At 52.0% G+C, this 14675-nt stretch carries 14 protein-coding genes, 1 pseudogene and 1 other annotated feature; of the genes and pseudogenes, 3 read left to right on the top strand and 12 right to left on the bottom strand.

The window, feature by feature from the left end; all coding sequences use genetic code 11:
• Positions 1 to 26 precede the first annotated feature (26 nt).
• From ACW44H_RS20790 to ACW44H_RS20740, 11 genes and pseudogenes are all read right to left on the bottom strand, one after another.
• Positions 27 to 1124 (bottom strand): annotated as a pseudogene (locus ACW44H_RS20790) (IS3 family transposase).
• Positions 733 to 849, bottom strand: a sequence feature (AL1L pseudoknot). (Overlaps the previous pseudogene by 117 nt.)
• A 65-nt stretch (positions 1125 to 1189) precedes the next feature.
• Positions 1190 to 2527 carry an APC family permease gene (locus ACW44H_RS20785; protein ID WP_035556027.1) on the bottom strand — a complete coding sequence of 446 codons (1338 nt, stop codon included), beginning with the start codon at positions 2525 to 2527 and terminating at the stop codon, positions 1190 to 1192.
• 163 nt (positions 2528 to 2690) lie between these two features.
• The gene (locus ACW44H_RS20780) at positions 2691 to 3449 is read right to left on the bottom strand and encodes a glutaredoxin (protein WP_035556029.1); all 759 of its coding nucleotides are present in this window, start codon (positions 3447 to 3449) and stop codon (positions 2691 to 2693) included.
• 197 nt (positions 3450 to 3646) lie between these two features.
• Positions 3647 to 4063: a hypothetical protein gene (locus ACW44H_RS20775; RefSeq protein WP_035556031.1), complete on the bottom strand. Its 417-nt coding sequence runs from the start codon at positions 4061 to 4063 to the stop codon at positions 3647 to 3649.
• Positions 4064 to 4196: 133 nt separating this feature from the next.
• Complete coding sequence (locus ACW44H_RS20770; protein WP_336275309.1) at positions 4197 to 4967, bottom strand: copper resistance protein B; 771 nt, start codon at positions 4965 to 4967, stop codon at positions 4197 to 4199.
• Positions 4968 to 4976: 9 nt separating this feature from the next.
• Complete coding sequence (locus tag ACW44H_RS20765) at positions 4977 to 6866, bottom strand: copper resistance system multicopper oxidase (protein ID WP_035556035.1); 1890 nt, start codon at positions 6864 to 6866, stop codon at positions 4977 to 4979.
• 68 nt (positions 6867 to 6934) lie between these two features.
• Positions 6935 to 8269, bottom strand: a complete 1335-nt coding sequence (locus ACW44H_RS20760; protein ID WP_035556037.1) for a sensor histidine kinase — start codon at positions 8267 to 8269, stop codon at positions 6935 to 6937.
• The gene (locus ACW44H_RS20755) at positions 8256 to 8921 is read right to left on the bottom strand and encodes a response regulator transcription factor (RefSeq protein WP_035556039.1); all 666 of its coding nucleotides are present in this window, start codon (positions 8919 to 8921) and stop codon (positions 8256 to 8258) included. Before ACW44H_RS20755 ends, ACW44H_RS20760 begins: the two co-directional genes overlap by 14 nt.
• 14 nt (positions 8922 to 8935) lie before the next feature.
• Positions 8936 to 9469, bottom strand: coding sequence for a cupredoxin domain-containing protein (locus ACW44H_RS20750; RefSeq protein ID WP_035556080.1), 534 nt, complete (start codon positions 9467 to 9469; stop codon positions 8936 to 8938).
• A gap of 282 nt (positions 9470 to 9751) precedes the next feature.
• The gene (locus tag ACW44H_RS20745) at positions 9752 to 10657 is read right to left on the bottom strand and encodes a copper resistance D family protein (RefSeq protein WP_035556041.1); all 906 of its coding nucleotides are present in this window, start codon (positions 10655 to 10657) and stop codon (positions 9752 to 9754) included.
• Positions 10658 to 10660: 3 nt separating this feature from the next.
• Entirely contained in the window at positions 10661 to 11032 is a 372-nt protein-coding gene (locus tag ACW44H_RS20740; protein ID WP_035556043.1) for a copper resistance CopC family protein, read from the bottom strand.
• A gap of 539 nt (positions 11033 to 11571) precedes the next feature.
• On the opposite strand from ACW44H_RS20740, the gene ACW44H_RS20735 reads away from it, so the two are divergent.
• Both ACW44H_RS20735 and ACW44H_RS20730 read left to right on the top strand, forming a co-directional pair.
• Positions 11572 to 11706 carry a hypothetical protein gene (locus tag ACW44H_RS20735; protein WP_268762349.1) on the top strand — a complete coding sequence of 45 codons (135 nt, stop codon included), beginning with the start codon at positions 11572 to 11574 and terminating at the stop codon, positions 11704 to 11706.
• A 13-nt stretch (positions 11707 to 11719) separates the two neighbouring features.
• Positions 11720 to 12160 carry a DUF411 domain-containing protein gene (locus ACW44H_RS20730; protein ID WP_113271262.1) on the top strand — a complete coding sequence of 147 codons (441 nt, stop codon included), beginning with the start codon at positions 11720 to 11722 and terminating at the stop codon, positions 12158 to 12160.
• Between the two features lie 381 nt (positions 12161 to 12541).
• On the opposite strand, the gene ACW44H_RS20725 is transcribed toward ACW44H_RS20730, so the two are convergent.
• Positions 12542 to 13462 (bottom strand): bile acid:sodium symporter family protein, encoded by a 921-nt coding sequence (locus ACW44H_RS20725; RefSeq protein WP_281662391.1) that lies wholly within the window; start codon positions 13460 to 13462, stop codon positions 12542 to 12544.
• 205 nt (positions 13463 to 13667) lie between these two features.
• On the opposite strand from ACW44H_RS20725, the gene ACW44H_RS20720 reads away from it, so the two are divergent.
• Positions 13668 to 14582: a cation diffusion facilitator family transporter gene (locus ACW44H_RS20720; RefSeq protein ID WP_290697484.1), complete on the top strand. Its 915-nt coding sequence runs from the start codon at positions 13668 to 13670 to the stop codon at positions 14580 to 14582.
• Positions 14583 to 14675: the final 93 nt, after the last annotated feature.

Below are 14675 nucleotides of genomic sequence, written 5' to 3'. Positions count from 1 at the left end.
TTATTCTGGAGACCGGTTTGTTTGAGTCAGGCTGCTTCACCCGACTCCTCCAGTTGACGACAATACGTCCTTTCTCGTTCTGCTGGTGAAACGTTTCCGATGGGTTCCTGTAGTCGGCGATTGTTGAACCAGTCAACCCATTCCAGCCTGGCATACTCAACGGTATCCAGCCCCTTCCATGGGCCACGATGGTGAATCACCTCCGTTTTGAATAGGCCGATGATGGTCTCGGTCAGTGCATTGTCGTAGGAGTCGCCGGTGGTGCCGACTGAGGCATCGATACCCTCGTCAGCCATACGCTCTGTATAGCGAATCGAGGGATATTGTCTTCCCCGATCACTATGATGGATCAACCCTCGTATGTGTTTTTGTGCCCACAGAGCTAGCTCCAGGGCGTCCAGTACCTGTCCCGTTTTCATCGACGTCGCTACACGCCAACTCACGATACATCGTGCGTAAACATCGATAACGAACGCAACATAAACGAAGCCAGACCAGGTGGCGACGTAGGTAAAATCGGCCACCCAAAGCTTATTAGGGCGCATGAGCCGTTCTACGGTGCAGCGAGCAACATTAACGTGGAGTTGCCGCCAGACCTTACGAGCACCGTAAACGCAGAAATCTTCCTCCCATACCCGATGAATCTCAGCCGTAAGAAACGCATCCTGCCGATATCGCTCTGCTCGTCGTTCAGGATCGGCTTCAAAGTGCCTTGTGGTGGTAATACTTCGATGGGGCGATTGGCAGCTGACTACAAATCGATTCGACCCCGAACTGAGCACGATGCTCGTCGATAAATGACACCATCAATTGGGTTTGCGGTCGAGCTCCGCCTGGGCGAAAAAAGCAACCGCCTTACGGAGAATTTCCTTGGCACGCTTCAATTCGGTGTTTTCACGCTCTAGCTGCTTGAGTCGTTCATGTTCAGACAGGTTAACCGAGCTGTTTTCCTGCGTGAGTTCTGTGCGTTTGCACCAGGCTCTCAAGGTCTCTGGTGTGCAGCCTAACTTACTAGCAATGGAGCAGATTGCTGCCCACTTGGATAGGTATTCCCATTGCTGTTCAATGACTAATCGAACACCCCGCTCCCGGACTTCCGGGGAATATCGTTTTGGTGAGTTAATGACGCCATCCTCTCAAGATATGGAGTCTCCGGTAAAGCCGGGGCGGTTCACATGTACAGTTGTGGTTAGTGGGAATGAAACTGTTCGCTATCGGCTGAATTGTTGCGCTTGGCAAGAAATAGCCATTCGCCGATGAGCAGCACGGCCATCAATCCGGCGGCAACGATAAGTACCAGTGGATCTGAAGTGGCTTTTACCCAAACAAAGCCACTCAATACGAGGACATCTAGCAGAATGGCAATGCTTGGAATAACCGCGTTAGCGCCCACACTTTTCCTGAGATGGCGCAGCACTCCCCAATGGATAGCGATATCCATGATCAAGTAAAAAATAATGCCGAGCGCCGCGATACGGCTAAGATCAAAAAACGCAGTCAAGATTAAGCCAAACACAATGGTGTACACCAACGTGTGCTTTTGCAGGCTACCTGGCATATGGAAGTGGCGGTGTGGAACCAATTTCATTTCAGTCAGCATGGCTAGCATGCGTGATACGGCGAAAACACTGGCGATGATCCCGCCTGCTGTGGCTAGCATGGCTAAAACAACGGTAAAGCCAACGGCAGCTTCACCAAGTGCGGGCCGAGCCGCTGCCGCCAGCGAATAGTCTTGAGTTTCGATAATCTCAGACAAGGAAAGATTGCTGGCCACCGCAAAGCCCACAAGCGCATAGATGACTACACATAGCGCGATGGAGATCATGATGGCCTTGCCCAGGTTGCGCTTTGGGTTTTTCAGCTCCGAGCCACTATTGGTAATGGTCGTAAAACCTTTGAAAGCCAAAATACCTAGCGCCGTCGCGCCCAAGAAGCCTGAGAGGGTTGGGGATGGCGCATCCCCGCCAGTACCCATGTCGATAGAATCTGCAATAAAAACACCGACAACACCAAACACGATGATGCCGCCAATTTTGATGAAGCCCAGCACCGAGGCAACTGTTTCAATCAACTTGTTGGTGGATAAATTGATCAAAAAAGCCGCGAGCAATAAGCCCACACCGAGTAGTGGCACAAACACAGCGCGATCACCCAGGTCAAATAGCTCCAGCGTGTAAGAACCGAAAGTTCTCGCCAAAAAGCTCTGCGCAATCACCATGGAAAAATACATCAATAGCGCATGGAAAGCGGTGGGGAGCGTTGAGCCATACGCTTTTTGCAAATACATGCCAATCCCCCCGGCAGATGGGTAAGTATTGGACATTTTGACGTAAGAGTAAGCGCTGAAAGAGACAATGACCGCGGCAGCCAAAAAGGCTAGGGGAAATAGAGGGCCGGTCATTTCCGCCATCTGTCCAGTTAACGCAAAGATTCCTGCGCCGATCATTACTCCAGTGCCAAGTGCTACGGCACCGATTAGTGAGAGGCTTCCTTCTTCGTAATGTGGCGTTCTATCCTGGTCAGCCATGCAAACACTCCTATGGATTAAGCCTAAGGCGTGCGTGTTCACCGCCTTAGGCCAGTGTGGGATAAGTTCAACACCAAGTGTGGTTGAGTTAGCTGAACGTAACCTGAATATGGTTCAGTCATTTAACTGACCTATATCATGGTTTGGCGTAAGAGTACGGGTCTTACCCCAACAACATCCGCAACGGCATCCACAGTCCCATAGCGATCATCACGAGGTTTTCGGTTAGTGACACAAAACCCAACGGCACATTGCTGTTACCACCGACGCAGGCGCACTTCAGCTCACGCTTATCGATATACACGGCTTTAAACACGGAAACCGCCCCCACCGTACCGACAAATAGCGCCAGTGGGGCTGCCAGCCAAATCAATGCTCCGGCCAGCATTAAAATGCCTGCAAGTGTCTCGGCGTAGGGGTAAAAATAGCTGTAGGGCACGTAGCGCTGGGCCAAAAGGTCGTAATTCAAAAACATACTGCTGAAACTTTCGACATCTTGCAGTTTCTGCAAGCCCAGCAGCACCATCGCCGTAGCAACGGCGAACTCCGGCATGCGTGCAGTAAACAGTGTGCCTTGGGTCGCCCAGCTAATCGCCAAGCCTATCAGCAGCGCAGTAGCAAAAATGGCAATCACCGGCCGGTAAGTGGTTTCTTTTGCATTGGGAACGCTCATTCCCAGATGTTTGCGCAGCTCTTCATAGCCACCGATACGTTGGTCACCGATATACACCTGGGGCGTCGTGTCGACGTTTTCCTGTTTTTTGAAAGCATCGATTTCATCACGAGACGTTAAGGTATGATCGTCGACCTTAAAGCCTTTACGCTTGAGTAGATCAACCGTTTTCAAACCGAACGGGCACATATGCTCGACGGTTTTCATCCGGTAAACCTGTGCAGAGGCAGTGGATGTTGACGTTGGCATTGATTTTCCTTCGTTAAGAACATGGTATTTACTAAAAATATAGAACCTTTGTGCTACATACAGGCAAGTATAGCCTGCTCATTTATTTTAAAATTCTAGCTACGGTTACGAATAGGTTTCTGCAACGATAGAAATATATGTTAAATAAAAAGGCCAGCATAAAGGCTGGCCCTGTATCTTAAATTAGTGACTATATATTAATAGTCAACATGTAACTCATAGCGGTTATTGTCATTTTCTTTAGTACCTCCCAGTGCATTGCCTGTCACTTCAAGTTGATAATTGCCTGGCTGCAGTTGGCGGACCATTTCAAAATGGCCACGTGGGCTGGATGCTTCTGCTACCTGCTGTCCCGCTGCATTATAAAGCACCGCGGAGATACGGTTTCCAGTGCTGGTTGCGCCTGGAAAGTGCTCGCTTGCCACCTTCAGCGTAGTCGCTTGTTCAATGTTAATATTGAAACGTTTGGATTGCCCCTGAGCAAGAATCTGTGTAGAAGAGACGCCTCTTTCAAGTAGCGGCAGATCCTGGGTTGTATTGCCGAAGTTAGCCAATACAGGTGTTGAAAGAATGCTGGCTACAAGCGCTCCAAAGAGAATTGATTTAACTTTCATGATAATTACTCCAGTGGTTGATGATTTGTTTATATTAGCTGTGGTTTTTGAAACGAAGCTGAATTTAAAAATAAAAACAATAAAAAAAACGCCACCAATTGGTGACGTTAAAAGTTACCCATTACCAGAGTTGTTAGAACATCATTCTAACACCGGCCACCACTCCAGTGTCTTCCGTGTTGTCGCCACTGGCGCGGGTGAGATCCGCCGTGTCGCCGTACTCTTTCTCCCAATAAGCACCGATGTAGGGGGCGAAGCGGCGGGTCACCTCATAACCTAGACGCATACCCACACGCACGGAGTTTAGCCCTTGGCCCACCCCAAACTCCTCGACTTCGCTAGCAGCAACGGCAATTTCGGTACGCGGCTGTAGGTAGAGCCGCTGCGTCAGGCGCAGATCGTACTCGCTTTCCAGGCTGGCGGAGATATCGCCTTCATCGCTTATCCTCAAGTCGAGATCGGTCTCGAAGCGATAGGGGACGAGCCCCAATAGGCTGATGACGCCGAAATAGCGTTCGGGATGGTCATTCGTAGCGATACCGCCCTGATAACCGATGCCGCCCTGAAGTTCCCAGAAGTCGGCAATCAAACGACTATAAAGCAGGTCGAGGGACTCGAATTCTGCATCTTCGCCATCGCCCTGGACGTTTTCGCCTTCGCCTTCCACGTATAGGCGATTGAAATCACCGCCATACCAGGCCTGGAAATCCCAGACCAAGGCATCCCCCCCCTTGTCGGGCGAAGCATATTCCAAGCGATCGACCAGTACCGTGGTCATCGGGTGCTCCACGACCGGTGACGGCCAGCCGGCCGGGGCGTCATAGCCGTCTTCGGCTTGAGCAGTCGTGGCGGCGGCCATGCCGAGGGCGGCGCTGGCGAGGGTTACGTAGTGCTTGGTTTTCATACTGCCTCCTTAAGAAACCTGAACAACGCGGAACATGCCGGCATCCATGTGATAGAGAAGGTGGCAGTGGAACGCCCAACTGCCCTCGGCGTCTGCAGTGATCAGCGCAGACACGCGCTCGCCGGGCTTCACGTTCAAGGTGTGTTTGCGCGGAATCAATTCACCCTGGCCGTTTTCCAGCTCCATCCACATGCCGTGGAGGTGGATAGGATGCTCCATCATGGTGTCGTTAATGAGGATAAGGCGCAGTCGCTCATCTTTCTCAAAATGGATGGGGCCGGTCACTTCGCTAAACTTCTTACCGTCGAACGACCACATATAACGTTCCATATTGCCGGTCAGGTGCAGCTCAAGCTCACGGCCTGGTTCACGGCGGTCAGGCCATGGCGTGAAGGCTTTTAAATCGCGGTAGACTAAAACACGACGTTCATCAGGGTCGATGCCGATGCCCGCCTGGTCGTATCGAGAGCCGGGCTGGGCTTCACCGGCAACGAGCAAGCCATTTTCGCCGATTTTCGCCTGTTCACCCGCCATGCCACCCATATTAGAGTGATCCATGCCTTGCATGTTGGACATGCTGGAGTGGTCCATCCCCGCCATGCTGGAATGATCCATGCCTTCCATATTCGACATGTTTGAGCGATCCATTTCCGACATGTTGGAATGATCCATACCTTCCATATTCGACATGCCGGAGTGGTCCATCCCCGCCATATTTGACATGCCAGAATGATCCATCCCGCCCATACCGTGGGCACCCATGGCTTCCATACCGCGGTCGGCAATTTGACGGCGTTCAGGGATGTCGGCCTGCATCCCTTCACGCGGTGCCAGGGTAGCGCGGGCGTAGCCGCTGCGATCCATGGCTTCGGCGAAGATGGTGTATGCCCGGTCGTCTTCAGGTGAAACAAGCACATCGTAGGTTTCCGCCACGCCAATGCGGAACTCATCAACAGGGATGGGCTGGACCGGTTGGCCATCGGCGGCCACCACGGTCATCTTCAAGCCAGGTATACGGACATCGAAGTATGACATGGCCGAACCGTTAATCACGCGTAGCCGTACCCGCTCACCGGCCTTGAACAGCGCGTTCCAGTTTTCCTGGGGGGAGTGGCCGTTGAGCAGGTAGGTATAAGTGCTGCCGGTGACATCGGCGATATCCCGCGAGCTCATACGCATTTGGGCCCACATACCGCGCATCTCGGCGGTTTGTGAGAAACCCTTTTCGCGTACATCGGCGAAAAAATCAGCAATCGTGCGCTCTTGGAAGTTGTAATAGCCTTCCATGGTTTTCAGATTACGGAACACCGACATCGGTTCTTCAAAGGTCCAGTCGGTGAGCAGTAACACATGCTCACGGTCGTAACGGATAGGCTCGCGCTCGGCGGCGTCGATAATCAGCGGCCCCGCATGGCCTAGCTGTTCCTGCAGACCTGAGTGGCTGTGGTACCAGTAGGTGCCGTTCTGCCTGACAGGGAAACGATAGGTAAAAGTTTCACCAGGGGCGATACCGGCAAAACTGACACCAGGCACACCATCCATTTCCGGCGGTAGAATAAGACCATGCCAGTGGATGGAGGTGGACTCGTCCAGCAGGTTGGTGACACGCAGTACGGCGTCTTGACCTTCTTTCAAACGAATCAGCGGGCCAGGACTGGTACCGTTAATGGTAATTGGTTGGGCTTCTTGTCCGTCAATAGGCAACGATTCACGGCGGATCGCCAGCGATACCTCGGGCCCTTCTTCAACGCCCTGCGCGTAGACATTGCTGCGGCCCCAGGGGTTTGCCCAGGCGGGGGTTAATCCCATTGCCGCAGCGGAACCTATTCCTAGGGCAGCGCCGCCTTTTAGGACCTGCCGGCGAGAAAGCGGGTGAGAAATGATGCTTGAGCGTGCCATGTGTAACTCCCATCAATGATGAATGGCACCATCTTGATGGAAGAAGCTGAATCAAAGCTGAATAGTGATTAATTAATCACTTCAACTGCAAGAGGCAACGTAACCGTAACGCGCAGTCCACCCAGTGGACTACGCTCAAAGCGCGAGTGCCCTGAGTAGCGGGCAATTAACTGCGCAAGAATCGACAGGCCTAAGCCGTAGCCGGGACGGCGTTCATCCAATCGTGTGCCACGCTCTCCCAAGCGCGAAAGATCTTCTTCTGCAACGCCGAAACCGTCATCATCAGTGGTGAGCGTGAGTGTGGTAGCGGAGGCGGCAATATCGCAATTAACGCACCTATTCGCCCATTTGCCAGCGTTATCGAGCACGATGCCTAATATTTCAGAAAAGTCGTGAGCCTCAATAGGCACTAGGTCTTTCTCGCCTGCCGAGTGGGTGAGGTTGAAGATACGCTCAGGGTAAAGGCTGCGGAACATCTCTATGAGCCGTGAACTATCTCGCGTGACGTTCGCCATTCGACCCGCGTTAGGCCCTGCAATACGCGAACGACGCAGCTCTGCAGCTAACTGAGCGTTAATATCTTCAATACGGCTGAGCAGTTTATGCCGTCGGTTTTCATCAATGGGCCGATTGCCGCGCAGTACTTGGGTAATTGCTGCCAGCGGGGTTTTTAAAGCATGAGAAAGATTGGCGACTGATTCCCGCGAGCGTTGTAATCGATGATCGATATCATCCATAAACCAGTTCAGCTGGTCGACTAATTCATCTAGCTCGGAAGGGGCTACTAATAACAAGCGATCACGTTTGCCTGATCGCAAGGCTTCAAGCTGTTGACGCAGTTGCCAAAGTGGCGTGAGGCCGCGGTTAACTGCCAGCATATTGAGTATGATGAGCATTCCTAAAAGCACGGCGGCAATTCCACCGACCCACCAATGCAAGGTAGCAAGTCCTGCTTCTACCTGAGAAAAATCCTCACCCACCAGTAATACGCCGTTAGAACCCTGCCACTCAAAATGGCGGCGGTAGACGAGCATGTGCTGATCGTTATGTTTAACGTCCACAAGAGCATCGCCGTTCTCTTCCAGCAGAGGCGCCAGCTGTTGCTGCCATTGCGGGTCGGAAGCGCTGACCGAACCGTTAAAGCGGAGTACGTAGAGATGATGAAAGACTTGATAGCCTTGGCTAACCGAGTCTAGCGCAGTCGGGACAGCCGTTTGGTCCTGCTCTAGCTGTGCGACCGCATGATTGGCTTCGCGCTGAAGACGCTCACCCAAAAAATCCCGAGCAAGATTCTGTAACAATATGCCATGCAGTAGCCAGGTCGTCACCACCACGAATAGCGCCACGCCACCTAGCCAGGCGAGTAGTCGAAAACGTAAACTGCGCCGATCAATGTGAAGCAAAGAAATACCCCTGGCCGCGCCGCGTTTGAATCACCGATTTGCCGAGATAACGGCGCAGACGAGCGACATAGACTTCGACCAAGTTAGGCGCGGCGGCATCCTGATCCAAGGCATAGAGCTGCTCTAGTAGCTGCTCTTTAGAGTGAATGCGATCAGGATGCAGCATTAAGTAGCGCAGTAACCGAAACTCGGTCGCTGTGAGCGAACGCCACGTTTCACCTTCTAAGCACACTCGTTGACCCGCTTCATCCAACGAAACGCCGTTAAGCGTGATCACTTGAGATAACTGACCAGACTGCCTGCGTAGCAAGGCCTTCAGCCGGGCCATCAGTTCGGCTTCGTGGAAGGGCTTGGTAAGATAGTCATCGGCCCCCGTCTCAAGGCCGACAACTTTATCTTCCCAGGTATCGCGGGCCGTCAGGATCAAAATAGGCGTGTCGCGTTTTTGCCTGCGCCACTGGGCGAGCAGATCCAGCCCTGAGCCGTCGGGCAAACCGACATCTAAGATCGCCAGTTCATAATGCTCGGTTGCCATCAGCGACTTGGCCGCTTTCAAGGAAGCGGCCAAATCAACTAGGTAACCGTTGTCTTTGAGACTCTCTGCTAAGCTTTCCGCTAGCAAGTCATCATCTTCAAGTAGCAACAGTTTCATGGATATACGTCAGATTAGAGAGAAAAATTGCCGTACATGCCGGATTCGTAATGGCCGGGAATGTTACATGCATACTCTAGCGCGTTAACATTATCAGGAACACGCCATAATAGAGACCCAGTCTCGCCAGGTGCAATGGTGACGCCTTCCATACTCATATTGGCCATATCGTGACCATCGCCGTTTGACATATTGGACATATCGTGGCCTTCACCGTGTGCCATATTTGACATGTCATGGCCTCCGCCATTGGCCATGTTTAGCATCATCTGGCGATGTTCTTCTTGGGCTTCTTTGCTACCAATCACAAATTCGTGTTCTAGATTGCCGGTGTTAGTAATTTCAAATTTAACCACCTCCCCTGCCGCCATTTCTAGCGCTTCAGGGTCGAACCACATATCGCCAGCTTCAAGGCTGATCGTGCGGTCAACGTCAGCCTCGGTTAGGCCATTGTCACCACTGCCTTGGCCGGGCGCAGCCCAAGCCGCACTCGTTATCAAACTTAGTGAAAGGGCAAACATAGACGTTGTTAAGGAGATGTTGCGCATGGTCATTTACCTCAGAGGTTAGTGTCACTTGTTCTTTATACGGTGTTAACCTGAAACGAGCCTGAACCTAACGTAAAAATATGGCCTGCTACCCAAAAGCATTTCTAACATGATGATGGATCCTGACCCCCTGATTAGAGTCAACGCTGCAGCAATGACTTTTCGTCTTGTTGGTGCAATTGCCTATGGCAGCCTCCGCCTAAACCTCAGCGTAAGGCCCATAAGAAGGAGACCGTTAATTTCGAGCTCTGGAACGGCTTAACAAGGTGGTTGACCTGTTAGTCACCCATTCGGTGATGACACTCTTGTCAGCACTGCCGTGATCAACAAGATAACCGCGACCAGCACCATCTCCAGTGCAATACTTCTCTGTAACCGTCCTGGGGCTGTTGCGTCGCCGCTCTCAAAGGCCGGAACAAGCCGCCACTTGTTCGCGGCAGCAAATAACAGTAGCACCGCCACAATCAATACCTTGCCGATCAAGAACTGTCCATATGCCGTGGTGAGCAGTGGCGTGAGACCGCCCGTTAGCAGCGTGGCCAACGTGACGCCCGCCAGTACCAACAAGCCGACTCCGCTTATGGCGATTTTCCCGAAACGGGTCAGAATGTGGGCGGTATTGTCCTGGTTGTGACCCCGTCCCACTAAATGGAACAGCGGCCACAGCGAGGCCACCCAGAATGCTGCCGCCATCAGGTGAACGATCAGCAAGCCAGCCAGAATGAGGCGTGGGGTGTTTACTGTATGCCCCACCTGCACGAATGCCAGCATCACCAGTAACACGCCTACTAGGCTCACGCTGTTGGCTGTTTTCGAGAGCGCTAAGTTATTAAGCTGAATCGCCTGGACTAGCAGCAAGCCAGTTACCGCCAGTATTAGTCGGACCCCGGACGCGCCATCGAACACGATTCCGAGCAGCATTGGGTTGGTTGCAGCAGCGATATTGCCGCCCCCAAGGTAACCAGCTTCTAAAGGCCACTGGAACAGAATCAGAATGACCCCCGCCCAGGCAGCAAAGATGCCCATGCAGGCGACGCGCCTCCGGTCGTGATCAGGGAGTCGGGGAAACGCTAGACGAAACAACACGGCCCCCGTCGCGACTAGGGCGTTAAGGTAAATCCCGGCCGCCACGAGAATCATCGCGACGGTCCAGACATCAAGGCTATTTACTGAGGGCCACCAGACCACGGGTCAAGGCTCGACCGAGAAGTTAAAACCGTCAGACATCATGTGCCCGTCATCCGATAGGCCACGCCAGCGCACCTGGTAATCCCCAGCCGAAAGAGTGTCACTGGGCTTTACGAAGTAGCGATCGACCTGTTCACTGCCTGGCTGACCATCAAGAGGAACGGGGCCGTCCGGGCCTGCCACTTCAAACTGGGTGATGCGCATCATGCCACCAAACTCGATGCCAATCTCTGCTGGGGAATCCTGAATGGTGACGCCATCCTTAGGCGAAGTGCTTGCGCCCCCTTCATGGGCCAACACTGGGCTTGCGAGCGACAGCAGCAGCGTTGCTAAGGTAGCGTGAATAATAGGGAGCGAAGTCGTCTTCTTTTGCATACCGTTTCCTTATATTTTTTTAGGCTTGAATGGTTCGTCGCGGAGGCTTCAAATCTGATTCGGTTGAGCCTTCAGACATCGTTCATGTGCCCTATTTGACGAACAAGGCACATGGCATCTTGCTCTTAAAGAACCAAGAGAGCATTCATGGATTCTTTGGCTGCTGGGTTTTCGCTTCTTGGGTGGCGATGTATTTGAGCAGCATTTGTACGCGCTCTTCTTCATGGAACTGAGTCAGTGTTATAGCGTGCCAACCTGAAACAGAGCTGAAAATGGCGGAAAAAATGACCTGTGACAAATCTAGCGTTTGGGATCAGTTTCTTCTTTACCTTTGGGCTACCTATAGGTTGTAGGCTTATAACAAAAGCTAACTCTGCCTTCTTCCATTTTTATCGGATAAGGCAATGTCTCGATCAGCAACATGATGAGAGGAAATATCATGGTTAAGCACACGATGAACTTTGCTATTGGTGGGGCTGCAATCCTCAGTGTCTTAAGTAGCGCCATCTTTGCTCAAGGCATAAATCAGGAGTGATGTCATGATGAACGCGGAATGCTTTGCTTTTATGGGGTCAATGGGGTGGTTAGACTGGTTGATGCCCCTGGCTATGCTGTTATTAATTGGCTTGGCGATCGCGTCGCTGGCCAAGTACCTCTTCAGTCGTTCACATTAAGGAGTTGAAATTAATGCAACATATGACCACCAAACTTTTGCTCTCGGGTTTCATGCTAATTGGGACGGTCTCCGCTCAAGCGGCGTTACCGCCAGAGGCGACACTGTATAAGAACCCCCAGTGCGGCTGTTGTGACGAATATGCGCGCCATCTTGAGGAACTTGGCGTAGACGTCACCGTTATTGATGACGTCGAGCTGGGTGATATCAAACAACAGGCGGGTGTTCCCTATGGTCTTGGATCGTGCCATACCATCGAAATCGGCGAGTATTGGATTGAGGGCCATGTTCCGATGGAAGCCGTACAGGCGCTGTTTGAGCAACAGCCTGATGCAGACGGCATTGGCCTAGCAGGTATGCCCATCGGTACACCGGGGATGCCAGGGCCTCAGGAAGCGCCCTATGACGTGTATTCCTTTACGGATCAAGAAGACAAGGCGTTTATGACGCTGTAGTAGGTTTTGGATGACATAATTAGACCTCTTGTACTACATGAGATGTTTGTTAAGCACCAGGTGTGTTTCGAGATGATTTGAAAATTGGTTGCGTCAGACGCTCTCTAACGTGCGACATGTTCAAGAAATCATCCAGAAATTGGCGGGGCCTTTCCCAGGGTTCGCTGATACTTTTAAGCATCTTAAATCCAAAAATGAACAGATACCCTGCGAAGCCTCTGTGTTAAATGCTTTTAGCAAGGTCAGTATTGGTCACAGTGACTTAGCATAGGTACTATTTGCCACCTTTATGAGTAGCGGTGTCTGTTTTGTCGGTAAGAGCAACCTGTACACCCCGTGTGCAGGTTGCTCTTCTGACGAAGAGCCGATACGGCCATCCCTTCAGTGGCGGGCGAGAATCTTCGCTGCGATGGGCGAAGTGATCATTTGAATCACGGCAAAAAAAGCGGCTGGAATCGCGATCTCTGATGGCAAGCCGGAAGCAGCGACAAACGCTGCAGCGATGCTGAATTCCTTTTTACTGACCGTGAAAAGATAGGTAATCACCTCTTTGCGATCAGAGGTGAGTAACCGTGAGGACATACCTACCAGGTACCCAATCAAATTGAGGCACAGGGCCGCGCCCGCAATCACAAACGCATACCAGCCATAGCCAATGATCGTGGTGGCATTCGGCCCGACCACGGCGAGTAGGATCAGCAGATACAGAATCGACCCTATCCCTGCATACGCTGAATCATGCCGTGCAAAGAAAGCCGAGAACTTTGTACGCAAGCTGACCCCAATCACGGTAGGAAGAAGCACGATTAGTGTTAATTCAAGAATAATTGATCCAAGCGGCACGTCTAACTGAAGGCCGGTGAGCCATAAAAACAGGAAGGGAACAATAAACGGACATAACGCGGTGTTGACTGCGTTGAAAACAGCGGCAAGCGCCACATTGCCTTTCGCCATCAGTACCAAAAGAGGAGAGGACACATCTGTCGGCAGCGTGCCGAGCAAGGTTTGGCCAGCAGCCAGCGGGCCGCTTCCAAAAAATAGACGGCCCGTTAGCCACCCGGCAATCGACATAGGCCCATAGACCAGCCCCAATGCCAACAACTGCCGTGACGGCTTTCGGAACACGATGCGAACTGCATGCGCATCGAATGTGAGGCTGATAATCAACATCAGTAATGCCAGTAATGGCCCAATCGCGAACTTAAGCATTATTCCGGTGGCCGGAAAGAGTAAGCCTCCCCCCGCGACGACGATTACAAACCAGACAAGGTGCGCCTCGACAAAATAAATGAATCTACCCATGGTGGATTGGACGTTACCGGTTGAAGTGGATTGAGCCCCGCACCTAAAACATGATCACCTTCGGCCCAGCACACAAAGGCTCGCTTGGTAGCTAGGGACGTGCTTCCCAATCCAGCGATGCAAATAGATAATGCTCAAGGGTTGAAGCTTTAGTTGCTAGAGGTTTTATAGTACCAAGAACAGATAATTCGAGAGAAGGTAACAGATGGGACATCATCATGATCATCCCCACATTGATCCTGCCTCTGGCGACCGGCGCGTCAGCATCTCCATTTGGGCCAATGGGCTCTTAACCATCGCTCAAATCGTCGGTGGCATTATGGCGGGGAGCCTATCGCTGATCGCTGATGCGTTACATAACTTTTCTGACATGGCAGCATTAGTCATTGCCTTTGCTGCTCGTAAAATCGCCAGACGGCCTGCCGATGCGCATATGACCTTTGGCTATGGCCGCATCGAGATAGTGGCAGCACTCATCAATTACACCACCCTCATTATTGTCGGCGTCTACCTGATTTACGAAGGCGCTATGCGGATGATCGATCCCCCTGAGATAGAGGGATGGACGATCGTGATTATTGGTGGCGTCGCGCTCGTCGTCGATGCCCTTACCGCCATGCTCACGTGGTCAATGCAAAAAGAGAGTGTCAATATCCGCGCCCTTTTTCTGCATAACTTATCGGATGCGTTTGCCTCCATCGCCGTGATTATCGGTGGTTCGCTTATTTTACTGTACGACATGCGCTGGGTAGACCCCGCGATCACGATAGGGATTGCGCTATATATTCTTTACCTAGCCTTCTCTGAAATTGGCGGCCCTATCCGTACGCTAATGCTGGGATCTCCCCCGGACATTGACGGGCAGGCAGTCGTTGAGACCGTACGAGATATCGAGGGAGTCCAGGATATTCACCATGTGCATCTATGGCAGATGCAGGAAAACATGGCAGCCCTTGACTGTCACGTGGTTCTGACAGAAACCGGCTGGCAGCAGCTTGAATCCGTCAAAGCAGAGATCAAGGAGCAGCTTAAAATGCGCTTCAATATTGCTCATTCCAGCCTAGAGTTTGAGCATAGTGACCACGCGCATCAAAATGCCAATCTATATGGGCATGAGTGACAGACCGAGGCCGGCTCCCGGCTCAGGTTGGTAGTGGGGGCTTACTCCCATAGCGATTGGCTTGTTTTTCAACCCGACTTTTCCACCCCATCA

This window comes from Vreelandella sulfidaeris Esulfide1 (assembly GCF_054072535.1).
This window is presented reverse-complemented; position numbering and strand designations above follow the sequence as displayed.